Genomic DNA, 26,701 nt, shown 5'->3' on the forward strand with positions numbered 1-26,701 from the left:
TCGGTCAGCCGGTGATCTTGGCGATCTCGTCGGAGATGGCGCCCGCGATCATGCTGCCGAAGTCCGTCGTCATCAGGACCAGTGCGATCGCGACGACCACCGCGATGATGCCCAGGTACTCGATCGAGGTCTGGCCCCGGTCGGCGTTGCCCGTCACGCGCTTTCCCATCGTGTTCCCCTCCGTGGGTGGCCGTCCCCCTGTGGTCCGGCGCTGCAGCCCCCGTGGTGCCGCTCGCGGCAGAAGCAAAGTACGCCGAGACACCGGCCTCGGAACAGGGCACCCGGCCCGATTGTTTTCCCGTCCCCTGCCGTTCGAACCGCGCTCGACCGGGCACGTTGGCGCCGTTCATCCCTCTTCCCTCCCCTCTTCCTTCCCTCTTTCCTTCCCTGGGGCGGGCGGTCCCCGGTGCCCGGGCGTCAGTCCCCGGTGATGTCACCGAAGTCGGTGCCGGAGCCGATGAAGAAGCCGGCGATGAGCAGGATCATGGTGCCGGGCACCATGAAGGTGGTGATGACCACCGTCGCCTTCGGCACCGCGCGGGCCGCGCGGCGGCGGGCGTTCTGGGCGTCGGTGCGGCGCATGTCGTTGGCGATCGCGATCAGGGTGTCGACGATCGGGGCGCCGAGGTCCTCGCCCTGCTGGAGCGCGGTGACGAACTGCGCCACCTGCTCGGAGTCGTTGCGCCTGCGCAGCTCCTCGAACGCCTGGCGGCGGCTGACCCCCATGTCCATCTGCCGCAGCGTGATGCGCAGTTCGTCGGCCCAGGGCCCCTCGTACTTCTCCGCGACCCGGTCCAGCGCCTGCCGGAAGCCGAGTCCGGCGCTGACCACCACGGCCAGCACGTCGAGGAAGTCGGGGAGGGTCCGCTCGATGGCGTCCTTCCGCTCGCGCACCGCCGCCCAGATGCCGACCTCGATCCAGAACAGGCCGAAGACGACGAGCAGCAGGGCGAGCAGCAGCTGGCCCTTGGCGAGCATCACCAGCGCGCCGCCGAAGCCGAGCGCGCCGTACACCGCGCGGCGCGCGGCGTAGCGGTCCACGGTCAGGCCCCCGGGGTTGCCCGCCAGGTCGATGCGGCGGCGGACCTTGGCGACCCGCTTCTCCCCCATCAGCCGCAGCACCAGCGGGGCGTAGCGCATGCCCAGCCGGTCCAGCAGCGAGCCGACGGCGGTGGTGCGGGTGGCGCCGACCTCCAGGGCGACGGCGAGGTCGGGCGGGAGTTTCGCCTCGCTGCGGTAGAGCGCGATACCGCCGGCGACGCCGGCCATGGACAGTCCCATGGCGGCGGCCAGCAGCAAGCCGATTCCGGTCATCCCTCCCCGCCCCTCCTCACACGTCGATCCTGGACAAACGGCGGATGAGGAAGAACCCGAGCCCGTACAGCCCGAAGGCGACGACCACCGCGATCTGCCCCCGGAAGTCCTCGGTCATCCGCTCGACCGAGCCGGGGGCGATCTTGTCCACCAGCAGCAGGGTGCCGATGCCCATCAGCGGCACCACATACGCGGTGATGGTGACCTGGGAGAGCTGGGTGCGCACCTCGCGGCGGGTCTCCTTCCGCTCCTCCAGGGTCTGGGTGAGGTTGCGCAGCGAGGAGACGACGGTGCCGCCGGCCCGGTTGGAGAGCACCAGGGTGGTGACGAGGACGACGAGTTCGCGGGAGGGCAGCCGCTCGGCCAGTTCGCCCAGGGCGTCGTCGACGGAGTGGCCGACGGCCAGCCGGGCGGCGACCTTGGCCAGCTCCTCACCGGCCGGGGCCTCCATCTCGTCCGCCGCCATGGACAGCGCGGTGCGCAGCGCCAGCCCGGCCTGGGTGGCGTTGGCGAGGATCCGGGAGAGCTCCGGCAGCTGGTTGATGAATTTCTCGATCCGCTTCTGCCGCTGCCAGTTGAGGAAGCCGAAGGCGGACCAGACGGCGACCAGGGCGGCGATCGGGCCGAAGAAGGCGGCGAGCGCGGTGGCCGCGATCAGCCACAGGCCCAGCGCGATGCCGGTGGTGTACGTGACGAACTCGGCCACGGTGAGGTCGAGTCCGGTGGAGGCCAGGCGGCGCTCCAGCCTCCGCCCCGCGTCGGTGCGGCGCAGCCGGCGGTCGAGTGCGGCGAAGCGGCGCCGCCGCCCGGCCACGGGCAGCGGGCCCTCGTCGGAGAGCCGGTCGATGAGCGCCTGGCGCTGGGTCCGTCCGGCGGCGAGGGCGTGCGCCCCGGCGACGGCCAGCGCTCCGCAGAGAAGGGTGCTGCCCAGGGCGAGCAGCCCGAGGTCAGCCATGGCGGCCTCCGTCAGTCCCGGGGGCGGGGCGGCCCGCCGCGTCGCGGCTGGTGAGCTGGGTGAGCTGGGCGGGCTGGGCCGGCTGGGTGGGCTGGGTGGGCTGGGTGGCGACGCCGAAGGCGGGCGGCACCGCCTCGCCCGCCAGCCGGAGCCGCTCGGCGGCCCGTGCGGGGAGCGGGAAGTGGCGGAACCGGCCGCGTACGACCCGGTCGGCGCCCGTCGGCTGGGCGTCGAAGCGACAGAGGGGGGCGATCCGGTACGCCTCGTGGCCGTGGCTGTCCAGCAGCGCGATCTCGCTCACCCGGCGGGAGCCGTCGGCGTGCCGGGTCAGCTGGACGATGCAGTCGACGGCGCTGTTGATCTGGTCACGCAGCGCCTCGTAGGGAATGGCGACCTCGGACATGGAGGCCAGGGTCTGCAACCGCATCAGGGCGTCCTGGGCGCTGTTGGCGTGCACGGTGGCCAAGGAGCCGTCGTGGCCGGTGGACATGGCCTGGAGCATGTCCAGGGTCTCCCCGCCGCGCACCTCGCCGACGATGATGCGGTCCGGGCGCATCCGCAGCGAGTTGCGCACCAGGTCGCGGATGGTGATGCGCCCCTTGCCCTCGACGTTGGGCGGCCGGGACTCCAGGCGGATGACGTGGGTCTGCTGGAGCTGGAGTTCGGCGGCGTCCTCCACCGTGATGATCCGCTCCCCGTCGGGGATCAGTCCGGAGAGCGCGTTGAGCAGCGTGGTCTTGCCGGAGCCGGTGGGTCCGGAGACGACGACGTTGAATCTCGCCCGCACCAGCGCGGCGAGCAGCAGCAGCATCTGCTCGTCCAGGGTGCCCATGCCGATCAGCTCGGGGAGGGTGTACGCCCGGGGGAAGCGGCGGATGGTGAGGGTGGCGCCGGTCAGGGCGAGCGGCGGGATGATGACGTTGACCCGCTCGCCGCTGGGCAGCCGGGCGTCGACCATCGGATTGGACTCGTCCACCCGCCGGTTGACGGTGGAGACGATCCGCTCGATGGTCTGCATCAGCTGCTCGTCGGAGGCGAAGCGGACCGGGACCAGCTCGACCCGGCCGGCCCGCTCGACGAAGATCTGGTCCGGTCCGTTGACCATGATCTCGGTGATGGAGGCGTCCTCCAGGAGGGGTTCGAGGACGCCGAGACCGAGCGCCTCGTCCACCACGCGGCGGATCAGCCGGTCGCGTTCGGCGGTGGAGAGCACCGGACCCTCGCGGCTGATGATGTGGCCGAGGACGCGCTCCAGGCGGGACCGGCGCTCGGCCGCCGCGAGCGAGGACATCTCGGCGAGGTCGATCTCCTCCAGCAGCTTGGTGCGGTAGACGGCGACCAGGTGGCCGTCCTGCCGCCGGTCGGCCGGGGTCTCGGGGGCGGCGATGCGCGAGCGCAGGCTCATCGGCCGCCCCCTGCCCGGACCGTGCCGGCCGGGGTGTCCTCGCGGCGCGGCATGGTGGCGGTGCGCTTGGCGCTGCCGAAGCTGACGCCGGGGATGACCGAGGGGATCTCGACGCTGGCGGTGGCCCGTGCCTCGCCGCCGCCCTGGCGGACCGACACCGAGGTGCCGTCGGCGAGCCAGCCGCTGACCGCTGCCCGGCCGGCGCCCGCCGGGCTCACCTCGGGGTCGTCGAGCGAGGCGGTGCGGGCCGCGGCCCGGGCGGCGGTTCCGGCCTGCTGGGCGGCGTACGCACCCAGGCCCAGCTGGACGGCGCCGAGCGCGATGGCCAGCAGGATCGGCAGGAAGCCGAGGAACTCGATGGACGCCTGGCCGCGGTCGCCCGCGCCGCTGGGGGCGGCAGGCGCGGGCCGGTGGGAGGCGGCAGGCGCGGTGACCCGGGGCCGGTGGGACGCGGCAGGCGCGGTGACCCGGGGCCGGTGGGGCGCGTGATCGGCGCGGTGGGGGGAGGGGGGTCGCCCGGTCGCCATCGGTCAGCTCTCCTTCGCCGCGCCCGCCGTGCCGGTCACGGTCCACGGGAAGTCGACGGCGCCCGGGAAGAGCACCGGCACCTTCACCCGGATCGTGGCCTTCCACAGGCCGTTCTCTTCATGGCATTCGGTGCTCGCGCTCTCCTGCCACGCGCTGGGCAGGTCCTGGCGCGCGGCCTGCTCGCAGGCTCCCGCGCCGCCGGTGGCTGCCGCGGCGGCCGCCCGGGCACCCTGGTCGGCGGCGTTCCCGGCCAGCGAGTAGGTGTAACCGACCAGGACGCACTGCCAGATCACGGCGAGCACGGTGAGGATCAGCGGGATGACGCCGAGGAACTCCACCGTGACCTGCCCCCGGTCGTCCCGGCCGCCCCGCTCGTCCCGGCCGTTCCGCTCGTCCCGCACGCCGCGTCTGCGGCCGAACCTGCCGGTCGGCACCCGGGTGAGCGCGTCGGGCCCGGTGCCCGCGCCGGTCGTGTCGGCGCCCGCAGTGCGACCAGCGGCGGCGCCGGTGCCCTTGCCGCCGCTGCCGTCCGGCGCCCCGCCCTGGGTGCCGCTCTGGACCGCGGGCTCCGGCCCGGCCGACAGGGCACGGCGGCGGCGCAGCCCCGGCAGGGTGCGGTCGGCGGGCCCGGCGTGGGCGCCCCGGTGCGTGCCCCGGCCTGCGCCGGCGGCGGCCGCCACCAGGCCCAGCTCCCCGGCCAGCGCCCACAGCGCCTGCCGTACCGCCGACTTGGCGTCCAGGTCCTGCATCCGGCCGGAGTCGACGGCGGGCTGGAGCTCCTTGTAGCCGGCGGGCACACAGGTGCGGGTGGTGCGGGTGCCGGTGGCCCGTTCGACCAGCTGGGGCTGGATCTCGGCGGCGCGGGTGTGCCGGTTGAGGACGGTCAGGGTCTGGTCGGCCTTGCGGATCTGCAGCCGGTCCCACAGCCGCACCATCCGCTTGGCGGCCCGTACCGCGACCACGTCCGGGGTGGTGACCAGCAGCGCGGTGTCGGCGGCCTCGACGGCGGCGGCGTTGGCGGCGGTGATCTGGGTGCCGCAGTCGACGATGACGATCTCGAAGCGGGCGCGCAGGGCTTGGAGGATGTGCCGCGCCGCCGCGTCCGTCACCTCCTCGCCGCGCTCGCCGTCGCCCGGCGCCAGCAGCAGCCCGAGTCCGCACGGGTGGGTGAAGACCGCCTCCCGCAGCACCCGCGGGGTGATGTCGCTGATCTGCGCCAGGTCGGCGATCGAGCGGCGGAACTGGACGTCGAGGTAGGAGGCGACGTCGCCGGACTGGAGGTCCATGTCGACCAGCGCGACCTCCCGCCCGGCGGCCTGCGCGGCCAGTGCGAGCTGCACGGCGGTCACGGTGGTGCCGACGCCGCCCTTGGCGCCGGTGACGGCGACCAGCGTCCCGCCCGGTCCGGCCGGGTGGCCGTCCCCGCCCCCGCCCAGGTGCCGCCGCATGCCGGTGGCCCACTGGGCCGCGGCCTGGACCCGGGCGGCCAGTTCGTCGTAGGCGAGCGGCAGGGCGGCGACTCCCCGGGCGCCGGAGTCCATGGCGGCGGAGTAGAGCGCGGGCCCGGCGTCCGCGGTCATCAGCACGACGCCGACCGCGGGGAAGCGGAGTGCGATCTCCCGGATCACCTCCAGCGCCGGGGCGGGGCCGATGCGTTCGTGGACGAGGACGACTTCCGGCAGTTCCTCGAGGGAGCCGGCGGCGAGTTGGGCGAGGGTGTCCAGCAGCCGGGCCGAGTCCTCGACCCAGGGCAGCGGCTCGACGTCGGGGAGCTGCCCGAGCAGTCCGCTGACGGTGCGGGCGGCGTCGGGGTCGCCGACGGCCGGGAGGGTTCTGATCGTCACCTGGCCCGCCTCCTACCGGTCGCCGTCGAGGGTGTAGGTGCGGTCCTTGGGGTCGACGGCGGTGCCGCCGCCGGGAGCGACGAGGGCGAGCCGCACATGGGAGGCGAAGGACTCGGCGTAGGCGACGCGCTGGGCGTCCCGGGTGCCGAGGGCGAAGGTGATGGGCACGGCGTCGTTCATCCGCCGCTTGTCGTCCGAGTCGGGCTCCAGGGCGGTGAGTTTGCCGACGTCGATGACCCGGGCCCCGGAGACGATGAGCTTGGAGACGGACCGCCGGCCCTCCCGGTCGCCCTCGAAGGTGGCGTAGATGTTCACCTCGGCACCGGGGGTGATCTTGCCCGCGACGCCGGTGGCCGCGTCGATCATGATGGCGATCTCCTGCTGGCCCGGCTTGAGCGCGGGCCGGTCGACGATCATGTCGGCCTGGAGCAGCGAGCCGCGGCGCAGCGGGATGACGGCGATCTTGCCGCGGATGTCGGCCAGGTCGGTGACGGCGGTCTCGGGAAGCCAGCGCTCGGGCATCGAGATCTTCCGGAACGCGCTGCTGTCCAGCGCCTTGTAGGCGGGTATGTCGGCCTTGAGCTCGTACGCGGTGGTCTCGGGCCCGACCTTCGACTCCACGTCGTCGATGACGGCGAGCACTCCGGCGAACGCGCCGATGGCGCACAGGACCGACAGGAGCAGCAGGATGACTCCGCGGCGCTGGCGAACATTCATGGACGGGCAACCTCGTTCGAAGGACTTGACTACTGCCGACTGGTCAGGGCGGGACGGCTGGACGGGGCGAGGGCGCGGGCGTCCTCGCCCCGCGGCACCGGGGCGGAGCAGAACGCGCAGCGGTCCCCGATGACTTCCAGCCCGCACCAGTGGCACTGCACGCGGCGGACGGACGCCACCAGCTGGTAGAGGACCGAGATGTCGGGGATGGCGGCGGCGAACTCGGTCAGCCGGCCGGTGCCCCACCAGCGGACCGAGTCGGCGGGCAGCGGGACCTCCCGGACGCCCTGGACCTGCCATCCGGCGGCCAGGGTGGAGGTGATCCAGTCGCTGCCGTGGCCGTGCTGATGTCCGTGGGCGACGGTGAGCTCGGTGGCGTATCCGGGCCCGGGCAGGGTGTCGTCGCCGCCGATCCGCACCAGGCTGGGGGTGGGGTGGGCGAGCACCCCGAACTGGGCGCCGGGCAGCCAGGACTTGACGTGCGAGCCGAGCGAGACCGGCACCCGGTCGAGCCGGGCGACGCTGCCGAGCTGGGCGCCGGCGTGCACGTAGTGGGCCAGCAGCCGGGCGGCGCAGGCCAGTACGCCGGGGCTGAAGTCGCAGACCGACAGCCGGCGGAGCTGACGGGCGAGCACCGCCACGGCCAGCGGCGGCAGATCGAGGGGCACCAGCGCGATCCGGTCGCTCTCCAGCAGCGCGCGCACGGTGTGCAGGCGCCGCACGGCGTCGGCGAGGGTGGCGGCGGGGAAGAGCACCACGAGATAGCCCTGCCGGTCCAGGAGCGCGGCGGTGCCGGCGAGCGCGGCGTCGAGGGACTGCTCCTGCGGGGACGGGAGCACGACGGCGGACGGCGTGTGCCCGTCGGGCGGCGGAAGTACCAGCTCGCGGCTGGTGACGGCTATCGCGGTGGGCACTCGGCTACCCCGTTCACTTCGGCGCCGGGGGAGCTGTGGCCTTGAGGTCGATCCGGCCCTTCCCCCAGTGCGTCAGCACTTTATCCGTGAATGCGGCGGGAGAGAACAGCTCCTCGGCGGTCCCGCCGGAGGCCGGGTGGAACGCGGAGGGTTGACAAGCCCATTGGTCTGGACCAGCTTGTACGGCACGCTCCTGGGGCCCCGGGGCGCGCACCCGCACGAGTACCTCCACCACCGCACTTCCTCCCAACCCACCCCCACCCCACTTCCTCCCACCCACCCCCACCGGTATACCCCCCACTCGGAGGCAGACGTGGCTCGCGCACGATCACGCATGTACCGCAAGAACCTGCTCGGCGCCCTTACGGCGGCCGCACTGACGGCCGGCGGCCTGATCGCCGTCGGCGGCGCGGGCACGGCCGGCGCCGCCGGCACCGCCGAGGAGCCCTCGGCCGCGGCGGCCGTGCCCCGGAACGCGGTCACCGGTTACTGGCAGAACTTCGACAACGGCGCCACCGTCCAGAAGCTCCGCGATGTGCACGACGGATACGACATCATCGCGGTCGCCTTCGCCGACGCCACCGGCACCCCGGGCGCTGTGGACTTCACCCTGGATCCCGCGCTGCACTACTCCGAAGCGGAGTTCAAGGCCGACATCAAGGCCAAGCAGGCGGCGGGGAAGTCGGTCGTCCTCTCGGTCGGCGGCGAGCGCGGAGCGGTGAGCGTCAACGACGCCTCCTCGGCGGACCACTTCGCCCGGTCCGTCCTCGCGCTGATGGCCGAGTACGGCTTCGACGGCGTCGACATCGACCTGGAGAACGGTCTCAACGCCACCTATATGACGCAGGCGCTCAAGGCGATCCACGCCGAGAAGAGCGATGTCGTGGTCACGATGGCGCCCCAGACGATCGACATGCAGTCCACCTCGAACGAGTACTTCAAGACCGCCCTGGCGGTGAAGGACTTCCTCACCGTCGTCAACATGCAGTACTACAACAGCGGCTCGATGCTGGGCTGCGACGGCAAGGTGTACAGCCAGGGGTCGGTGGACTTCCTCACCGCCCTCGCCTGTATCCAGCTGGAGGGCGGCCTCGACCCCTCCCAGGTCGGCATCGGGGTGCCCGCCTCCCCCCGGGCCGCGGGCAGCGGCCACGTCTCCCCCGCCGTGGTCAACGCCGCCCTGGACTGCCTCACCAGGGGCACCGGCTGCGGCTCCTTCAAGCCGCCGCGCACCTACCCGGGCCTGCGCGGCGCGATGACCTGGTCGACCAACTGGGACGCCACCGCGGGCAACGCCTTCGCCACCGAGGTCGGCTCGCACGTCCACGGCCTGCCGTAGCAGCCGGCCGGCCCGCATCCGCCGGACTCCGCGCTCCCCACGGGCCGCCGCCGCGCACCACGGCGGCGGCCCGTCGCAGCCCGGTCACAGGACTGCCGCAAGACCGAACCCGGGGCGGGGGCACCACCCCGCCGGGCGAGGGGGCTGAGAGGATGGCCGTTGTACCCGCCAGCCATCGCACGGAGATTTGGGAAAGAGACGCCCCGTGAAGAAGATCCTCACCACCGCCGTGGCAGTCACTGGCGCGGCGCTCGTCCTCGCCGCGTGCGGCAGCGACGGGGGCTCCGACGACAAGGACGACATCAAGGGCGCCGAGTCGGCACCCGCCTCGAAGTCGGCGTCCGGGCCGGCCGGGGAAGGCGACCGGCCCGGCCACCCGAAGATCGCGCTGCCCGACGACCTGAAGCTGACCTTCGAAGGCTTCACCACCGGCGACAAGAAGAAGGACGCCGTCCTGGCGGACACCGCCGCGCGGGTCCGCGCCCTGGACGAGGCCAAGGTCGAGGGCGAGACCGAGTCCGACGCGGTGACGTTCTACACGCATCCGATGGCCCAGGCCGGTGCGCGCAAGGTCCTGAAGTTCTACGTCGACGAGGGCTACTCGCTCACCGGCGCGTTCCGCTACTACCAGCCGAACGTCACGCTGGGCAGCAAGAGCGCCCAGGTGACGTACTGCGGCGACGAGAGCAAGGGCTTCGCCAAGGTCCGCAAGACCGGGAAGGTCCTCAAGACCAAGGCGAGCAAGGATTCGTACGTTCTGTACACCGCCATGCTGCGCAAGAGCCCGGCCGGGGTCTGGCAGACGGCGGACATGAGCACGGACAGGGGGGCGGCACAGTGCCGGCCGTGACATCAGCAGGTAAGCGGGCGGCCGCGGTGGCCGCCGCACTCTTTCTCGCCATATCGCCGGCCGTGGCCCACGCGGACGTGCCGGGCGGCGGTTCGGACGAGCAGACGCGGCCCAAGCCCGGCGACGCGCACGGTGGCAGCGACAACGACGAGCACACCATCAACTCGACGGTCCACGGCATCGTCTACGACCGCTCCAAGAACGGCAGCGGCAAGTCGACCGGCCCGGTCACCCCGAAGGTGAACACCGCGCCGCCGCCGAAGTGCTGGTTCTCTCCGAGCATGACGCCCGAGGAGTTCAAGAAGGTCTGGGAACCCCGCCTCGAGCTGTCCAAGGACACCGACTGGGGCAAGCAGAAGATCGACGAGTGGGTGAAGGGCCACCCCATCAAGGACTACAACACCGGCAACGCCGACAAGGGCAACTGGTGGGTCCCGGAGATCAATGACGACCCCAATGCCCAGGGCGACATCGACAAGTGCTGGGAGGACTCCAGCTTCTGGGCGGACAAGGGCGAGAAGCCCAAGGTGAAGGAAGCCATCGACGCCGAGAAGCTCTCCCGGCTGGCCTACGCCGAGCTGCGCGTCCCGGACACCGACATCACGCTGAATCCTTCCGCCGAGGGCAAGCAGACGGTCAACATCCCCACCTGGGCGTGGCTGGACAAGGCCACCTTCAAGCCGGTGTCGGTCACCGCCTCGGTGCCCGAGATCGGTCTCTCGGCGACCACCACGGCCGAGCCCATGGGGGTGACCATCGAGCCGGGCACCTCCGAGGCACAGGTGTACCCGTCCTCCGGCACCTGCGAGATCAGCAAGGACGGCAGCATCGGCACCCCGTACACCCCGGGCCACTCCAAGGACACGCCGCCGTGCGGCGTGACCTACCTGCGGTCCAGCTCGGGTGAGCCGTACCGGTTCAAGGCGACCATCACCTGGAAGATCAGCTGGAAGGCCAGCGACGGCTCCCGCGGTGACCTGCCGGAGGGCACCTTCGGCACCACCACCGACGTCACGGTCCAGGAGGCGCAGGCGGTCAACCGCTGATCCGTGCCCCGGCCACGGGCCGGTTCCCCGCCGAGCGGGCGGGGAACCGGCCTGACGCATGTCTCGGGCGCCTCGCGGCGGTTACGGCTTGGGCAGGGTGCACTCCGGCAGGCTCAGGTCGATCTTGTTGCCCTCGGCGACGCACCGGGTGATCTGGTAGGTCTGCTGGGCGTAGTTGATGCCCTGGTGGACGGTGACGTCGCCGTTCTCGTCGACCTCGCACGGGTTGTTGTCCGTGCAGCGCTCGCCGTCCTCGTTGCCGGTGTTGTTCACCGCGACCACCTTGCCGGTGGCGGTGTCGACGACCGGCGAACCGGAGGTGCCGCCGATGGTCTTGCAGTCCGGGGTGTAGCGGACCGAGTCCTTCCAGATCCACTGGCCCTCGTGCAGCTCGTGGACGAAGCCGTCCACGTTGCAGCTGTAGATCTTCTTCCAGTAGCCGGACACCACGCTGATGGAGGCGGACTGGGCGGGCCGCTCGGCGGAGAGGGCGAGCGGCTTGACGCCGAACTTCTCCTGGATCTCGGCGTAGGTCGCGTCCACCTCGTACAGCGAGACGTCGGTGTCGGTCATCGTGGCGTACGAGATCTTGGTGGCGTGCACGGTGCCCGCGTTGCCCGCGCGCGCGTCCAGCAGGGTGAAGCGCCGGCTGGAGGGCTGGTCGACGATGACCTCGCCCGGGCCGGGGAAACCTTCCTCCAGGCAGTGGCCGTTGGACATGACCAGGGCCGGGTCCTGGTCGGTGGAGTTGGGCATCTTCACGACCGAGCCGGAGCAGTTGCTCAAGGCGACCGTGCCCTCGAAGTTCACGGCCCGCGGCTTCTTGGCGGCGGTCCCGGTGTCCGCCGCGGAGGCGCTCTGCGCGCTCAGCCCGGCTATGCACGCGCCGCTCAGCACCAGGGCCGAGAGCGCGCCGATGAAGGACTTGTTCATGTGGGGGGTTTCCTCCATACCGAAGTGCTCGGATTTGACGTGCGCATTGTGACGTTCGAGTCCATGCGAGAGCAATGGATCGGGCGGCCGGAAAAGGGGCATCGGGGGCGGCCGGGACAGGTGCGCACTCCCCGCACCCTTGACCGTCCCCTCCCGGGCACCAACCATGGGCGCCGGTACTCACCCAGCCCCCAACTACCGCAACAGCCACCTTCAATCACCGGGGGTGAGTGCCCCAACCCCCCACCCGTCGCACTGGAATTCCCAGGAGACGAAAACATGCGACTGCAGATACGCGGCCGGCGGTCCACCGCCCTGGCCGCCCTGTTGGCGATGGCACTCGCGGTGCCCGTCGCCGCCCAGGCCACCGACGGCGCGTCCGCGCGCCACCCCTCCCCCCACACCTCCGCCTCCGGCACCAAGACCCCGCGCGCCTACGAGGTCAGCGGCGCGGACACGGTCGCGCGGCGCACCGCGCTGGCGGCCACCGGCGCGTCGATCGACGCGGTCCGCAGGCATTCGGTGGTGGTCTCGGCCGACGCGGACCAGCTCGGCCGGATCCGTGAACTCGGCTACCAGGTCAAGGAGCTGCCCGCTCCGCCGAAGCGGGGCGGGCCGAGGATGGCCGGCACCCGGGACTTCCCGTCCGACGACGCCGGCTACCACAACCACACCGAGGCGCTGGCGGAGATCGACGCCGCCGTCACCAAGCACCCGGAGATCATCAGCAAGCAGGTGATCGGGAAGTCCCACGAGGGCCGGGACATCACCGCGGTGAAGATCAGCGACAACGTCGGTCAGGACGAGGACGAGCCGGAGGTGCTCTTCACCCACCACCAGCACGCCCGGGAGCACCTGACCGTGGAGATGGCGCTCTACCTCATCAAGGCGTTCGGCGACGGCTACGGCTCCGACGACGCGGTCACCAAGGCGGTCGACGGCCGCGAGATCTGGATCGTCCCGGACGTGAACCCGGACGGCGGCGAGTACGACCTCACCGACGGCGAGTACCAGATGTGGCGCAAGAACCGGCAGCCCAACGAGGGTTCGCAGGAGATCGGCACCGACCAGAACCGCAACTGGGACTACAAGTGGGGGTGCTGCGGCGGCTCCGACTCCGAGCCGGGTTCGGAGACCTATCGCGGGGCGTCGGCCGAGTCGGCGCCCGAGGTGAAGGTCGTCGCCGACTTCGTCCGCAGCCGGGTCGTCGGCGGCAAGCAGCAGATCAAGGCGGCCATCGACTTCCACACCTACAGCGAGCTGGTGCTCTGGCCGTTCGGCTGGACGAACGACGACACCGCCGAGGGCATGACCAAGGACGACCACGACGTCTTCGCCACGATCGGCAAGGACATGGCCGCGAGCAACGGCTACACCCCCGAGCAGTCCAGCGACCTGTACATCACGGACGGCACGATCGACGACTGGCTCTGGGGCGACCAGAAGATCTTCGCGTACACCTTCGAGATGTATCCGGGCGAGAACGGCTCGGACGGCTTCTACCCGCCCGACGAGGTGATCGAGAAGGAGACCAGCCGGAACCGGGAGGCCGTGCTGAAGCTGCTGGACAACGCGGACTGCATGTACCGGGCCATCGGCAAGGAGGACCAGTACTGCTCGGCGAGCTGACCGAGGCCGTTCCCGGCGGCTGAACCAGCCGATCCGGCGATGGACCAAGGGCGCCCCGCGGCCGCGCGGGGCGCCCTTGCGTCGTCCTCTCGCGTCCTTGCGTCGCCCCCTGCGTCGTCCCGGCGTCCCCGCGTCGTCCTCGCGTCGTTCCGGTGTCGTTCCGGTGTCGTCCGCTCGCCGCCGCACCGCCGTGCGTGCACGGAAGCCGGACTCAAGTTGGCGCATTCCGACCACCCGACACCCTTGACCGTGTCATGCCCATGGCCGAACACTGACCCCAGTCGCTACGCCTCTTCACCCCCCACCGCACCCACCGCACCCCCCGCACCCCCGGGGCCCCACACACCCCGGCGCCCGAGCACCCCAGCACCCATGGAGCCACCCCAGGAGCCACTCACCCCCCAGGAGATTCCATGCGACTCCGTATCCGCGGCAGACGGGCCCCCGCTCTCGCCGCCGTGCTCGCCCTCGCCCTCGGCGCCCCGATCGCCGCCCAGGCCGACGACTCGTCCGCTCCGCGCCACACCGCCGCATCCGCCCCCACGGCCGACGAGCCCCAGCGGCAGTACGAGGTGGCGGGCCGGACCACGGTCGACCAGCGCAACGCCCTCGCCGCCACCGGCGTGTCGATCGACGAGGTGGACGCCCGCTCCCTGGTGATCACCGCCGACCCCGCCCAGGTGAAGGCGGTGCGCGCACTGGGCTTCGAGGTCTCCGCGCTGCCCGCTCCCCCGGCCCGTACCGCCGGGGCGCCGCCGAAGCTGTACGACTTCCCCTCGGCGGACGCCAAGTACCACAACTACGCGGAGATGACCGCCGAGATCAACGCGGCGATCACCAAGTACCCGAACATCATCAGCAAGCGCGTCATCGGCAAGTCGTACCAGGGCCGGGACATCATCGCGGTCAAGATCAGCGACAACGCCGGCCAGGACGAGAACGAGCCCGAGGTGCTGTTCACCCACCACCAGCACGCCCGGGAGCACCTGACCGTGGAGATGGCGCTCTACCTGATCCGCGAGTTCACCCAGGACTACGGCACCGACTCGCGCATCACCAACGCCGTCAACGGGCGCGAGATATGGATCGTCCCGGACGTCAACCCGGACGGCGGCGAATACGACATCTCCACCGGCTCCTACCGCAGCTGGCGCAAGAACCGCCAGCCCAACTCCGGCTCCTCGGCCGTCGGCACCGACCTGAACCGGAACTGGAACTTCAAGTGGGGCTGCTGCGGAGGCTCCTCCGGCAGCCCCAGCTCCGACACCTACCGCGGCACCTCGGCCGAGTCCGCGCCCGAGGTGAAGGTGGTCGCCGACTTCGCGCGCAGCCGGGTCGTCGGCGGCAAGCAGCAGATCAGGTCCGCGATCGACTTCCACACCTACAGCGAGCTGGTGCTCTGGCCGTACGGCTACACCAACGCGGACACCGCCCCCGGCCTGACCCAGGACGACCACGACGTCTTCGCCACGGTCGGCAGGAAGATGGCCGCGAGCAACGGCTACACCCCCGAGCAGTCCAGCGACCTGTACATCACGGACGGGTCGATCGACGACTGGCTGTGGGGCAACCAGAAGATCTTCGCGTACACCTTCGAGATGTACCCGTCGTCCTTCGGCGGCGGCGGTTTCTACCCGCCCGACGAGGTGATCGAGCGGGAGACCGACCGGAACCGCGACGCGGTGCTCCAGCTGCTGGAGACCTCGGACTGCATGTACCGGGCCATCGGCAAGGAGCAGCAGTACTGCTCGGGCAGCTGACAGCAAGCTGACGGCACACGCGTGACCCCGGGGCCGGCGTCAGCCCGTCCCCGGGGTCATCACCGTGCGGTGGCACACTTCACACCACCTCCGGCGATCCGGCCACTTTCGAAGCCCGGCGGACCGCGTCGACCGGTATTCCGCATGTGGGTACCGACGGTCGCATTGTGATCGGACAGCCGCCGGGCCGGCGCGGGGCGGGGGCGGCCCCCGGGGCGGGCCGAAACGCCGCGCGGCGCCCGTCGCGGCGCGCGTATCGTGGCGGTCATGCAGGTGATCCAGTCCACGAAGCTCGCCAATGTCTGCTACGAGATCCGGGGTCCGGTACTTGAGGAGGCGATGCGGCTGGAGGCAGCGGGTCACCGCATTCTCAAGCTCAACACCGGCAACCCGGCGCCGTTCGGGTTCGAGTGCCCGCCGGAGATCCTCGAGGACATGCTGCGGACGCTCGGCGGCGCGCACGGGTACGGCGACGCCAAGGGTCTGCTGTCCGCGCGCCGCGCGGTGATGCAGCACTACCAGACCAAGGGCATCGAGCTGGACGTCGAGGACATCTTCCTCGGCAACGGCGTCTCCGAGCTGATCCAGATGTCGATGCAGGCGCTGCTGGACGACGGCGACGAGGTGCTGGTCCCGGCGCCGGACTACCCGCTGTGGACGGCCTCGGTCGCGCTGGCCGGCGGCACCGCGGTGCACTACCGCTGCGACGAGCAGGCGGACTGGCTGCCGGACCTGGCCGACATCGAGCGCAAGGTCACCGACCGCACCAAGGCGATCGTGATCATCAACCCGAACAACCCGACCGGCGCGGTGTACGGGGAGGAGCTGCTGCGCGGGCTCACGGAGATCGCCCGGCGGCACAACCTCGTCGTCTGCTCGGACGAGATCTACGACAAGATCCTCTACGACGGCGCCACGCACACCGAGACCGCCGCCATCGCCCCGGACCTGCTGACGCTCACCTTCAACGGCCTGTCCAAGGCGTACCGGATCGCCGGATACCGCAGCGGCTGGCTGGCGGTCTGCGGCCCCAAGGGGCACGCGGCCAGCTATCTGGAGGGGCTGACCATCCTGGCCAACATGCGGCTGTGCGCGAACATGCCCGCGCAGCACGCGGTGGCCACGGCGCTCGGCGGCCGCCAGTCGATCAACGACCTGGTGCTGCCCGGCGGCCGGCTGCTGGAGCAGCGCGACACCGCCTACGAGCTGCTGACCCAGATCCCCGGCGTGACGTGCGTGAAGCCCAAGGGCGCGCTGTACGCCTTCCCACGGCTGGACCCCAAGGTCTTCAAGATCAAGGACGACCGGCAGATGGTCCTCGATCTGCTGCGCGCCGAGAAGATCATGATCGTGCACGGCACGGGCTTCAACTGGCCCGAGCCCGATCACTTCCGCATCGTCACGCTGCCGGTGAAGGAGGACCTGGCGGACGCGGTCACCCGGATCGGCAACTTCCTGGACGGTTACAGCCAGCCGTGAGCCGGTAAACCTTCTGTAAGTCAGACAACTTTAGACAGGGTCTAAGTTAGGATGGTCTCCTGAGCTTGTCAGGAGGCCATCCCATGTACGAACCGATCCGCACCAAGTCGGTCCACAGCATGGCCGGGCGCGCGGACGACGTCCCGCACCGCTCCCGCCAGGAGGAGCTGGAGATCCGGCTCGCCGGACACCTCACGGCCCTGCTGACCATCAGCGATGAGCTGCGCGCCCTGACCCGGGACACCGCTTGGGACGACGCGGCGCAGCGTCTCGCCGACCAGGTCACCCGGCTGCGGGCGGGCCGCTCCCCGCTGCGGGCGGCGCCGACCGCGGCGCCGGACCGGGACCGGATCGCCGACCGGATCACCCAGCTCCACCAGCGGGCCCACACCCTCGCCGGAAACGCGCTGGTGGTGGCGGCTTCCTGCGGTGACACGGCGGGCGCTCGGCTCGCCGCCGAGCGGATGGACGCGCACGCCGCGGCGCTGGGCATCCAGGGCGAGTGACGACGCGAAGAGGGCCGGACGCTGATGCCAGCGTCCGGCCCCGCTTCATGCGGCTTGCTTCATTCCGCCTCAGCCCAGGCGCTTGACCAGCGCCCGGTACTCGTCCCACAGCTCCGTCGGAGTGTGGTCACCGAAGGTGTTCAGGTGCTCGGGGACCAGGGCGGCCTCCTCGCGCCACACCTCCTTGTCGACGGTGAGCAGGAAGTCCAGGTCGGCGTCGGCGAGCTCCAGGCCGTCGGTGTCCAGCGCGTCCCTGGTCGGCAGGATGCCGATCGGGGTCTCGACGCCCTCGGCCTTGCCGTCCAGGCGCTCCACGATCCACTTGAGCACCCGGCTGTTCTCACCGAAGCCCGGCCAGACGAACTTGCCGGCGTCGTTCTTGCGGAACCAGTTGACGTAGTAGATCTTCGGCAGCTTGGACTGGTCCTTGTCCTTGGCGACCTCGATCCAGTGGCCCATGTAGTCGCCCATGTTGTAGCCGCAGAAGGGCAGCATGGCGAACGGGTCGCGGCGCAGCTCGCCGACCTTGCCCTCGGCGGCGGCGGTCTTCTCCGAGGCGACGTTCGCGCCGAGGAAGACACCGTGCTGCCAGTCGAAGGACTCGGTCACCAGCGGGACGGCGGAGGCGCGCCGGCCGCCGAAGAGGATCGCCGAGATCGGCACGCCCTTGGGGTCCTCCCACTCGGGCGCGATGATCGGGCACTGCGAGGCCGGGACGGTGAACCGGGCGTTGGGGTGGGCGGCCGGGGTGCCGGACTCCGGCGTCCAGTCGTTGCCCTTCCAGTCGGTGAGGTGGGCCGGGGTCTCCTCCGTCATGCCCTCCCACCAGATGTCGCCTGTGTCAGTGAGCGCGACGTTGGTGAAGACCGAGTTGCCCCACAGGGTCTTCATGGCGTTGGCGTTGGTGTGCTCGCCGGTGCCGGGCGCGACACCGAAGAAGCCCGCCTCGGGGTTGATCGCGTAGAGGCGGCCGTCCTCGCCGAAGCGCATCCAGGCGATGTCGTCGCCGATGGTCTCCACGGTCCAGCCGGAGATCGTGGGCTCCAGCATGGCGAGGTTGGTCTTGCCGCAGGCGCTGGGGAAGGCGGCGGCGACGTACTTGGCCTCTCCCTGCGGGGGCGTGAGCTTGAGGATCAGCATGTGCTCGGCCAGCCAGCCCTCGTCGCGCGCCATGACCGAGGCGATGCGCAGCGCGTAGCACTTCTTGCCCAGCAGCGCGTTCCCGCCGTAGCCGGATCCGTAGCTCCAGATCTCGCGGCTCTCGGGGAAGTGCGAGATGTACTTGGTGGAGTTGCACGGCCACGGGACGTCGGCCTGGCCCTCGGCGAGCGGAGCGCCCAGGGTGTGCACGGCCTTGACGAAGAACCCGGCCTCGCCCAGCTCGTCCAGGACGGCCTGTCCCATCCGGGTCATGGTGCGCATGGAGACGGCGACGTACGCCGAGTCGGTGATCTCGACGCCGATCGCGGACAGCGGCGAGCCCAGCGGGCCCATGCAGAACGGGACGACGTACATCGTGCGGCCGCGCATCGAGCCCCGGAAGATCCCCTGCTCGCCCGCGAAGATCTCCCGCATCTCGGCGGGGGCCTTCCAGTGGTTGGTCGGGCCCGCGTCCTCTTCCTTCTCGGAGCAGATGAAGGTGCGGTCCTCCACCCGCGCCACGTCCGTCGGGTCGGAGGCGGCGTAGTAGGAGTTGGGGCGCTTGATCGGGTCGAGTCGCTTGAAGGTGCCCTTCGCGACGAGTTCCTCGGCGAGGCGCTCGTACTCCGCCTCCGAGCCGTCGCACCACACGATCTTGTCCGGCTCGGTGAGAGCGGCGATCTCATCGACCCAGGCGATCAGTTCCTGGTGGCGGGTGGGTGGGGTGCTTGGGGTGGTGAGGGGAGCCGCATTACTGCGCGCCACGATCGCTCCGTTCCGCCGGAACCGACCTGCCCCGGCGTTGACGTTGAGGGTTGGGCGGATACGTGCACGTGTATCCGCTTTTGGAGACAGCTACCCCTTGGGGGCTGCGACCCGGATGCAAGCTCATCCGGTGCCGACCGCGCTCATTTGATCCTCCGGCCAGTGAGCCAATATGTCCAGAGGGCGTTCTGGTGACCATCACCACTCGACACCAGCCGGTAACCTACGGTCGCGTAGGTAGCATGAACGCCATGACTGCCGCCGCGCCCGAAGCCGCCGACGACGTCCCTCCCGCGGGACCGGCCGACCTCACACTCCCCCTGCCGGTCAAGCCCCGACTGCGAGGCTGGCTGCATGCCGGGATGTTCCCCACCGCGCTGATCGCCGGGGTGATCCTCACCGCCCTCGCGGACAGCCCCCGCGGCCGTCTGGCCTGCGCGATCTACACGCTGACCGCCTGTGCGCTGTTCGGCGTGAGCGCGCTCTACCACCGCGGCGACTGGGGCCCGCGGGCCACCGCCGTGCTGCGCCGGCTGGACCACGCCAACATCTTCCTGATCATCGCGGGCACGTACACACCGTTCACCCTGCTGCTCCTGCCGGGCGGCAAGCAGCAGCTGCTGCTGTGGCTGGTGTGGGCGGGCGCGCTGGCCGGGATCACCTTCCGGGTCTTCTGGGTCGGCGCGCCCCGCTGGCTCTACACCCCCTGCTACATCGCGCTGGGCTGGGCCGCGGTCTTCTTCCTGCCCGACTTCATGCACACCGGCGGCATCGCGGTGATGACCCTGATCATCGTCGGCGGGCTGCTGTACAGCGCGGGCGCGGTGATCTACGGGACCAAACGCCCCAACCCGTCACCGCGCTGGTTCGGCTTCCACGAGGTCTTCCACTCGTTCACGCTGGCCGCCTTCGTGGTGCACTACGTCGGCATCTCGCTCGTCGCCTACCAGCACGGCTGAGCGATCAGCCGCGGTCCGGGCCGGCCGGGGGCGGGACGTCCTCGCCGGCGCCCCGGACGGCCGCGGCCAGCACCTTGGGGTCGGCCGTGGGCGCGTCGCAGGTGAAGTTGCGGCAGACGTAGCCGGCCGGACGGCCGCGGAAGAGCGGCCGGCCGGTGAGCAGCGGCACCTCGTCCGAGCCCGGCTCGCCGACGGCGACCACCGCGCCCGGCGCGGTCCCCAGCAGGGCCACCCGGTGCAGGGCCCGGGTCGCCGGGTCGCCGGCCGGGCCGACCACCGCGACCTCGCGCGGCCCGTCCAGCGCCGCCTCGGCCGCCGCCAGGCCCCAGCCGAGGAAGCGGGGCACCCGGGGGCCGAGCGCCTTGACCACACCAAGGGCCCGCTCGGCGGCTTCCCGGTGGCGGCTGCTTCCGGTGACGGCCGCGTAGCTCAGCAGTGCCTGCGCGGCGGCCGTCCACCCGGACGGGGTGGCGTTCTCCGTCGGGTCCTGGGGGCGGCGGATCAGCGCCTCCGCGTCGTCCGCGGTGTCGTAGAGCGTGCCGTCCGCGCCGGTGAAGTGCCGTAGCACGGTGTCCAGCAGCAGCCCGGCGAACTCCACCCAGACGCCCTCGCCGGTCACCGAGGAGAGCGCGAGGAAGCCCTCGGCGACGTCGGCGTAGTCCTCCAGCACCCCCGGGTGCGGGCCCGCGGTGCCGTCCAGCGAGGTGCGGGCCAGCCGCCCCTGGTAGTCCATGTGCACCCGGACCAGCAGGTCGGCGGCGCCGGTGGCCGCCTCGATCAGGTCCGGGCGGTCGAAGTAGGCGCCGGCTTCGGCCAGCGCGGCGATGACCAAGCCGTTCCAGGCGGCGACGACCTTGTCGTCCCGGCCCGGCCGCGGCCGGGCCTCGCGGGCGGCCAGCAGCCGCGCGGTCACCGAGGCGACCTTCTCCGCGTCGGCGAGCTCATCGGTGTCCGGGAGCCGCAGCACCGAGGCGCCCTCCTCGAAGGTCCCCTCCTCGGTGACCCCGAAGCGGCGGGCGGCGAAGGCCGCGTCCTCCTCGCCGAGCACAGCACGCAAGCGCTCCGGCGTCCAGACGTAGTACGCCCCCTCGGCGTGGTGCCCGTCGGCGGTCTCGCTGTCCGCGTCCAGCGCGGAGGCGAACCCGCCCTGCTCGGTGCGGAGTTCCCGCAGCAGGAAGTCGGCGGTGCCCAGGGCGATCCGGCGGGCGAGACCGGAGCCGGTGGCCCGCCACAGGTGCGCGTAGACCCGGCACAGCAGGGCGTTGTCGTAGAGCATCTTCTCGAAGTGCGGCACCACCCAGCCGGCGTCCACCGAGTACCGGGCGAAGCCGCCGCCGAGCTGGTCGTAGATCCCGCCGCGGGCCATCGCCTCACAGGTGGACCGGACCATCTGCAGGGCGGCCTGGGAGCCGGTACGCGCGTGGTGCCGCAGCAGGAACTCCAGCACCATGGACGGCGGGAACTTGGGCGCGCCGCCGAACCCGCCCCGCTTGTGATCGAATTGGCGGGTCAGCTCCAGCAGCGCGGTGTGCAGGTCCTCCGCGCCGGGCGGGCTGGGGGCCTGGTACGGCAGCGAGGTCTCGGCGAGGTCCCGCACGATCCGCCCGGCCACCTCGGCGACCTCCTCCCGCCGATCGGCCCACGCGGCCCGCACACCCTCGAGCACCTGGCCGAAGGAGGGCATGCCGTGCCGGGGCGCGGGCGGGAAGTAGGTGCCGAAGTAGAAGGGTTCGGCCTCGGGGGTGAGGAAGACCGTCATCGGCCAGCCGCCCTGCCCGGTGGCCGCCTGCACCGCCGCCATGTAGACCGCGTCGACGTCCGGGCGCTCCTCCCGGTCGACCTTGACCGACACGAAGTGCTCGTTGAGGAAGTCGGCGGTCGGCTGGTCCTCGAAGGACTCCGATGCCATGACATGACACCAGTGACACGCTGAGTAGCCAACCGACAGCAGAACGGGTACATCACGCCGCCGCGCTTCCTCGAAAGCCTCCGGCGTCCAGGGCCACCAGTCGACCGGATTGTCAGCGTGCTGAAGCAGATAAGGCGAGGTCACGCCAGCCAACCGGTTCATACACCCCAGCCTCTCACAATGCCCATCCCCGCCGGCGAGACCCGCACAGGCTCTGCCTCGCTTGGCCGAGCCGTGCCGTCACGTGGTGGCCAACGTCGACGTTGGCGGGTCGAGCAGGCCGCCACCGGTGTCCCGATCGTCTACACCTACGTCCTCGATCCTGCCACCAAGGCTTACAGGGACGGCGAGATGTTCACCGGCACGGTGAAGGCCATCGCGCCTTTCTCCATCACGGTTGATCTTGGGGATATGTGAGGGCGGAGAGGCTTTCCCCGCTCTCGCTATCCGACCGATAGCGCCCGGACAGTCTTTCGTCGCGAACCAAGCGATCATTGAGCCTTTCCCGATCAGGAACTGATCAAGGTCAGGTTGACGGAAGATCGCACCCGTCGGGGCGGCCGTCTACGAAGCCGACCCAAGGTTTGGCACCCGTTGCGGTTCATCGACGCGAACGGGCTACGGCCGGCCCCCTTCGCCATCGACGACACCAGCGCACCAGTCACGGGCTGGAACCGTGACACTGCCGGTACGAGCCAGCATTTCCGACCGCCAGCCGACCATCCATGCGCGCCACGACCGTGGGGTCGATCGGTGCACTGATCCCACCACACCACTTCTTGTGCAAGTGACAGTAACCGAAGTATCTTGCAGGACATGCAAGATGACGCCTGGTCACCCCCCTCTGTCCTACTGACGGTCGATCTCGTGATCCTGACGCTGCGACAGAGTCGTTTGCACGTCCTCCTGGTGGAGCGGGGCGAAGATCCCTTCCGGGGCATGCTCGCGCTGCCCGGAGGATTCCTGAGCCACGAGGGCGAGGAGATCCTGGACGCCGCTCACCGCGAACTGAGTGAGGAAACGGCCCTGACCTCCGGCTGGGTGCACCTTGAACAGCTCGCCGTGTACGGAAGATCGGGCCGCGACCCGCGGGGTCGAGTCGTCTCCGTCGCTCACCTGGCGATCGCACCAGGGCTGCCCGACCCTGTCGCAGGGACGGATGCCACCAATGCCGCGTGGATTCCCGCAGAAGCCGTCCTGTCCGGCGAGGCAACCCTCGCCTTCGATCACCATCGAATCGCCACTGACGGGATCGAACGCGCACGCACCAAGATCGAATTCTCGGCACTGGCCACCGCGTTCTGCGGGGAGAGCTTCACCATCGCAGAACTGCAGCAGGTGTACGAGGCCGTCTGGGGCACCACACTCGACACCCGCAATTTCTACCGGAAGGTCCAAGCCACGAAGGGATTCATCGTCCCCATCGGCACGGACCGCAGGACCACAGGAGGACGGCCCGCACGGCTGTACCGGGCCGGCCCGAGAACCGTGCTGTTCCCGCCGCTGATCCGACCCGCGCCATCTGCGGCGGAAGAGAACACGAGAGGGGAAGAGGAGTAAATGCCGAAGGGTCCAGTGGTGATTCTCACCGCGCTCAATCTTGAATATCAGTCCGTGCGCCAGAGGCTGGGGGATCTTCTGGTGCATCGCCATGAGCGCGGTACCCGGTTCGAAGTGGGAACCGTACGGGGCACATCGTGCCGCGTCGCGCTCGGCCTGACGAACAAGGGGAACCATTCCGCCGCGGTGATCGCCGAACGTGCGATCCAGGAGTTCTCACCGGTGGCCGTGCTGTTCGTCGGAGTCGCCGGCGCCCTATGGGACGCCACCAGGCTGGGTGACGTGGTGATGGCGTCACACGTGTACGCCTATCACGGCGGGACCAGCGAGGACGACGGGCTCAAAGCCCGTCCCCGGGTGTGGGAAGCGCCGCACGGCATCAGCCAGCTCGCCTCGCACCTGGCCCGTGTGAACGACTGGGCGGACCCCACACCCAGTCACGAGGACGAACCGCAGGTGCGTTTCGGGGCGATCGCCGCCGGCGAGATCGTCCAGAACTCGAGGATCTCGGCCGAGGCGAAGTGGGTCCGACAGCACTACAACGACGCGCTCGCCATCGAGATGGAGGCGGCTGGTGTGGCCCAGGCCGGTCATCTCAGCGGAGCACCGGTGGCCATCGTCCGGGGGATCAGCGACCGGGCGGACGGCACGAAGAACAGCTCGGAGGACCGCAACTGGCAGCCGCGGGCCGCGGCGAACGCGTCGGCGTTCGCCATCCGATTGGCAGTGGAACTGGTGGGCGAGCAGGAGGAGGCCGCAATGCCCCAGGGTGACAGGGCCCGTCCGGCCGACCGGTTCGACCGGCGCGTCAGTAACACCGTCCACAACAGCACCGTCGGCATCATGGCTGGCTTAGTCACGGGCAGCAGTGTCCACATGAACGCGGCCTCGAAGGCATCCGGCCCTGCGGACCTGATCACGGAACTGAACCGCTTCCGCGATCAGCTGGGGTGGCATCGCACCGAGGGCGCCCTCGACGAGGAAAGCTACCAGGAGGCCCTGACCGATCTGGACTCCGCCCTCCGGTCGGCCGGGGAGCGCACCCCTGAATCGACGAAGCGGACGGTCATGACGCTCAAGAGGCTGCGCGGACTGGTCGCAGAGTGCCCGGCGCTGGTGGCCACGCTGGTTCCCATGGTTGCTGCGGCCGGTGACCTGGCATGAGCCACAACGACGGTGCCGCGTACAGCTCGGCCGCGTACAACTCCACCATCGGGATCCAGGCCGAGACCGTACATGACTCCAATATCTACATTGTCCACCCGGACGCCTCGCCGCAGGAGAAGTACCGGGTCGGCGTACAACTCCTGGAGGACGGCGTCCCCAGCCGAGCCCGAGAAATGATCACTGATGCGATCGTCCGCGGTCACGACAGCACGGAGGTTCGTTTCCATTGGGTGCTCGCCATGCTCAGCGCACGCACGCACCACGACCTGAGCACCGAAGAGGTCCAGCGGCTGCGCTACACCTCCAGGCTCGTACGGGCCTACCCCGAGGACGAGTGGAAGGAAGCCCTGCGCGTCACTTTCGACCTGTTGGCGGCGCTCAGCACCACCGGCAGCGAGACCGGCCCCGTGCTGAAGCAGCTGCAGGACCTGCCGCGCCGCCAGCACGACGCGATCCTCCGCCACCTCGACCTCATGCTCACCGGAGGGCTGAAGGACGACCTGTGGGCGGAGACTCTCGAACGGGCCCATGCAGAACGCTTCGGCAATGACCGGGGCCGACGGGTCTGGGCCTACTTCGCGCCCATCCCGATCGGGGCGCGGGCCCTTCCACCTCGCCCGAGCACTGCTGCCGCAGCCAAGGCGGCCCTCCCTGTCCGGGCGGCCCTGTTCGTCGTCAGCAGTGCGCTCCTCTGGGGCCTGGCGCTGATCGCGGATCCGGCCCAGGCGATCGTCGAGTTATCGGTGGCACTCGGCGCGGGTCTGACTGCGGCCCGCTTCGGCGTCCGGTGGTGGGGTCGGAAGCCCAAGCCGGGTCTCGCGTCCGGGGCCCGCGTCCCGCACCCGCGCGACCCCGCACTCGCCGAGGACGGGTTCACCAAGGGCGTCCGCCATTCGTTCGATCACTACTTCAGTGTTCGCAGGCCGCACGGGTTCACCTCGGACGCCTGGCTCGCCCACACGGCGCAGATCCGCAGCAGTCTCGCCGCCGAAATCGGGGACCTCTATCGGGAGAGCCGGATTGGTGTGGACCGGGTCGACTGGCTGATCCGGTACCTCGCCGAGGACGCCCGAGATCGCTACAACAACGGCACGCTGTTCGATCAGCACCGCCAGGAGCAGACTCCGGGCAGGACGAAGGCCCTGACCATTGTGGCCCTCGCGGTTCTCGGTGCGGCGGCTCTGTCCGGGTTCGGCACGGCGGCCTCCGGGGCCGCCCAACCGCAAGCTCTGTGGGCGTTCCTGGCCGTGCTCGGTGCGGCCTGGTCCGGGCATGAGACCGCTTACCGATGGCTGGAGGTACGGCGTGAAGAGCACCGGCTGGACCGGGAGGCTCAGGAGTACACGGAGAATCTGACCGCACGACAGATCGCCTACCAGCGTTGGAAGTCGTTTCTAGACACCACGCGCCCCAGCGAGCTGGAGATGGAGACCTGGCTGGCTTGCGATAAGACGACCTTCGTCGATGAGGCACTCCGGCACCACCGGCTCACCTGGCGCGACCTCATCACCCACACCATCCTGGTAGCCCCGGCTCCTTCGTACAAACGGGGCCGGGTCCGAGGCGGCCCATGGCGGTACTCGCACTACGTCTTCCGTCTGTTCCTGTTCACCCAGGACGGTATCCGCGAGATCAGTTCCGAGTTCAACTTTTCCGACGCGACGCGCAGGAACGAGGAGCGGAGCAACTACCGGTTCGACGCACTGACCTCCGTGCAGGTGACGGAGAACGCCGACATCGGATACGACCTGGAGCTCGTCCTCACCAACGGACCGGCCAAGAAGATCCGCGTCAAGGACGCCGACGCCCATCAACTGGCACCGACCGAGGATTCCCAGGAAATCTCCGAGATCAACCTCAGCGCGGCCGGCTCCACCCACACCTTCCGCCTCCTGGAAGGGATAGCGGCGGACGGGAAGAGCTGGCTCGAACGGCACGGCCCCGACAGCCTGGCGCCCTTCCAGATCGCCGACTGATCCTTG

General features: G+C 70.6%; 22 protein-coding genes and 1 pseudogene. 12 read left to right on the plus strand and 11 right to left on the minus strand.

The window, feature by feature from the left end:
- Positions 1-4 precede the first annotated feature (4 nt).
- The 8 genes from AC4BDD_RS10110 to AC4BDD_RS10145 all read right to left on the minus strand — a co-directional run bounded on the left by AC4BDD_RS10110 (position 5) and on the right by AC4BDD_RS10145 (position 7,677).
- On the minus strand, positions 5-169 hold the full coding sequence (locus tag AC4BDD_RS10110) for a hypothetical protein (RefSeq protein ID WP_490690658.1): 165 nt from the start codon (positions 167-169) through the stop codon (positions 5-7).
- Between the two features lie 248 nt (positions 170-417).
- Entirely contained in the window at positions 418-1,314 is an 897-nt protein-coding gene (locus AC4BDD_RS10115) for a DUF5936 domain-containing protein (protein ID WP_490690659.1), read from the minus strand.
- A 16-nt stretch (positions 1,315-1,330) separates the two neighbouring features.
- Positions 1,331-2,269, minus strand: a complete 939-nt coding sequence (locus AC4BDD_RS10120; RefSeq protein ID WP_490690660.1) for a type II secretion system F family protein — start codon at positions 2,267-2,269, stop codon at positions 1,331-1,333.
- A complete protein-coding gene (locus AC4BDD_RS10125; RefSeq protein WP_490690661.1) occupies positions 2,262-3,674 on the minus strand; it encodes a TadA family conjugal transfer-associated ATPase in 1,413 nt (470 codons plus the stop codon). The genes AC4BDD_RS10120 and AC4BDD_RS10125 overlap by 8 nt, the downstream gene beginning before the upstream one ends.
- Complete coding sequence (locus AC4BDD_RS10130; RefSeq protein WP_490690662.1) at positions 3,671-4,201, minus strand: TadE/TadG family type IV pilus assembly protein; 531 nt, start codon at positions 4,199-4,201, stop codon at positions 3,671-3,673. Before AC4BDD_RS10130 ends, AC4BDD_RS10125 begins: the two co-directional genes overlap by 4 nt.
- Before the next feature lie 3 nt (positions 4,202-4,204).
- The gene (locus AC4BDD_RS10135; protein ID WP_490690663.1) at positions 4,205-6,046 is read right to left on the minus strand and encodes a CpaE/TadZ family protein; all 1,842 of its coding nucleotides are present in this window, start codon (positions 6,044-6,046) and stop codon (positions 4,205-4,207) included.
- A 12-nt stretch (positions 6,047-6,058) separates the two neighbouring features.
- Positions 6,059-6,763, minus strand: a complete 705-nt coding sequence (cpaB, locus tag AC4BDD_RS10140; RefSeq protein WP_490690664.1) for a Flp pilus assembly protein CpaB — start codon at positions 6,761-6,763, stop codon at positions 6,059-6,061.
- A gap of 29 nt (positions 6,764-6,792) precedes the next feature.
- Positions 6,793-7,677, minus strand: a complete 885-nt coding sequence (locus AC4BDD_RS10145) for a hypothetical protein (RefSeq protein WP_490690665.1) — start codon at positions 7,675-7,677, stop codon at positions 6,793-6,795.
- 334 nt (positions 7,678-8,011) lie between these two features.
- Between AC4BDD_RS10145 and AC4BDD_RS10150 the strand changes: the two genes are divergently transcribed.
- The 3 genes from AC4BDD_RS10150 to AC4BDD_RS10160 all read left to right on the plus strand — a co-directional run bounded on the left by AC4BDD_RS10150 (position 8,012) and on the right by AC4BDD_RS10160 (position 10,912).
- Positions 8,012-9,016, plus strand: coding sequence for a chitinase (locus AC4BDD_RS10150; protein ID WP_490690666.1), 1,005 nt, complete (start codon positions 8,012-8,014; stop codon positions 9,014-9,016).
- A 205-nt stretch (positions 9,017-9,221) separates the two neighbouring features.
- The gene (locus AC4BDD_RS10155) at positions 9,222-9,866 is read left to right on the plus strand and encodes a hypothetical protein (RefSeq protein ID WP_490690667.1); all 645 of its coding nucleotides are present in this window, start codon (positions 9,222-9,224) and stop codon (positions 9,864-9,866) included.
- Positions 9,863-10,912, plus strand: a complete 1,050-nt coding sequence (locus AC4BDD_RS10160; RefSeq protein WP_490690668.1) for a hypothetical protein — start codon at positions 9,863-9,865, stop codon at positions 10,910-10,912. Before AC4BDD_RS10155 ends, AC4BDD_RS10160 begins: the two co-directional genes overlap by 4 nt.
- 81 nt (positions 10,913-10,993) lie before the next feature.
- Here AC4BDD_RS10160 and AC4BDD_RS10165 read toward each other — a convergent pair whose 3' ends face one another.
- Complete coding sequence (locus AC4BDD_RS10165) at positions 10,994-11,845, minus strand: S1 family peptidase (protein WP_490690669.1); 852 nt, start codon at positions 11,843-11,845, stop codon at positions 10,994-10,996.
- A gap of 279 nt (positions 11,846-12,124) precedes the next feature.
- Between AC4BDD_RS10165 and AC4BDD_RS10170 the strand changes: the two genes are divergently transcribed.
- The 4 genes from AC4BDD_RS10170 to AC4BDD_RS10185 all read left to right on the plus strand — a co-directional run bounded on the left by AC4BDD_RS10170 (position 12,125) and on the right by AC4BDD_RS10185 (position 17,219).
- Positions 12,125-13,474, plus strand: coding sequence for a M14 family metallopeptidase (locus AC4BDD_RS10170; RefSeq protein WP_490690670.1), 1,350 nt, complete (start codon positions 12,125-12,127; stop codon positions 13,472-13,474).
- A 413-nt stretch (positions 13,475-13,887) separates the two neighbouring features.
- On the plus strand, positions 13,888-15,234 hold the full coding sequence (locus AC4BDD_RS10175; protein ID WP_490690671.1) for a M14 family metallopeptidase: 1,347 nt from the start codon (positions 13,888-13,890) through the stop codon (positions 15,232-15,234).
- Positions 15,235-15,501: 267 nt separating this feature from the next.
- Positions 15,502-16,713, plus strand: coding sequence for a pyridoxal phosphate-dependent aminotransferase (locus tag AC4BDD_RS10180; protein WP_490690672.1), 1,212 nt, complete (start codon positions 15,502-15,504; stop codon positions 16,711-16,713).
- 83 nt (positions 16,714-16,796) lie between these two features.
- On the plus strand, positions 16,797-17,219 hold the full coding sequence (locus AC4BDD_RS10185) for an SCO4983 family protein (RefSeq protein WP_490690673.1): 423 nt from the start codon (positions 16,797-16,799) through the stop codon (positions 17,217-17,219).
- Between the two features lie 69 nt (positions 17,220-17,288).
- Here the strand turns inward: AC4BDD_RS10185 and AC4BDD_RS10190 are convergent, their stop codons facing one another.
- Positions 17,289-19,124 (minus strand): phosphoenolpyruvate carboxykinase (GTP), encoded by a 1,836-nt coding sequence (locus AC4BDD_RS10190; RefSeq protein WP_490690674.1) that lies wholly within the window; start codon positions 19,122-19,124, stop codon positions 17,289-17,291.
- 251 nt (positions 19,125-19,375) lie between these two features.
- Between AC4BDD_RS10190 and trhA the strand changes: the two genes are divergently transcribed.
- Positions 19,376-20,083, plus strand: coding sequence for a PAQR family membrane homeostasis protein TrhA (gene trhA, locus AC4BDD_RS10195; protein WP_490690675.1), 708 nt, complete (start codon positions 19,376-19,378; stop codon positions 20,081-20,083).
- Positions 20,084-20,087: 4 nt separating this feature from the next.
- On the opposite strand, the gene AC4BDD_RS10200 is transcribed toward trhA, so the two are convergent.
- A complete protein-coding gene (locus AC4BDD_RS10200; RefSeq protein ID WP_490690676.1) occupies positions 20,088-22,154 on the minus strand; it encodes a thioredoxin domain-containing protein in 2,067 nt (688 codons plus the stop codon).
- Between the two features lie 102 nt (positions 22,155-22,256).
- Here AC4BDD_RS10200 and AC4BDD_RS10205 point away from each other — a divergent pair.
- The 4 genes and pseudogenes from AC4BDD_RS10205 to AC4BDD_RS10220 form a co-directional block, all read left to right on the plus strand.
- A pseudogene (locus tag AC4BDD_RS10205) lies at positions 22,257-22,409 on the plus strand (Uma2 family endonuclease); the annotation flags it as partial.
- 399 nt (positions 22,410-22,808) lie between these two features.
- Positions 22,809-23,552, plus strand: a complete 744-nt coding sequence (locus tag AC4BDD_RS10210) for an NUDIX hydrolase (RefSeq protein WP_490690677.1) — start codon at positions 22,809-22,811, stop codon at positions 23,550-23,552.
- The gene (locus AC4BDD_RS10215; RefSeq protein ID WP_490690678.1) at positions 23,553-24,716 is read left to right on the plus strand and encodes a 5'-methylthioadenosine/S-adenosylhomocysteine nucleosidase family protein; all 1,164 of its coding nucleotides are present in this window, start codon (positions 23,553-23,555) and stop codon (positions 24,714-24,716) included.
- Positions 24,713-26,695 (plus strand): hypothetical protein, encoded by a 1,983-nt coding sequence (locus tag AC4BDD_RS10220; protein ID WP_490690679.1) that lies wholly within the window; start codon positions 24,713-24,715, stop codon positions 26,693-26,695. The genes AC4BDD_RS10215 and AC4BDD_RS10220 overlap by 4 nt, the downstream gene beginning before the upstream one ends.
- The last annotated feature ends 6 nt before the right edge of the window (positions 26,696-26,701 follow it).

It is taken from the genome of Streptomyces sp. JLBT605, from assembly GCF_058215555.1.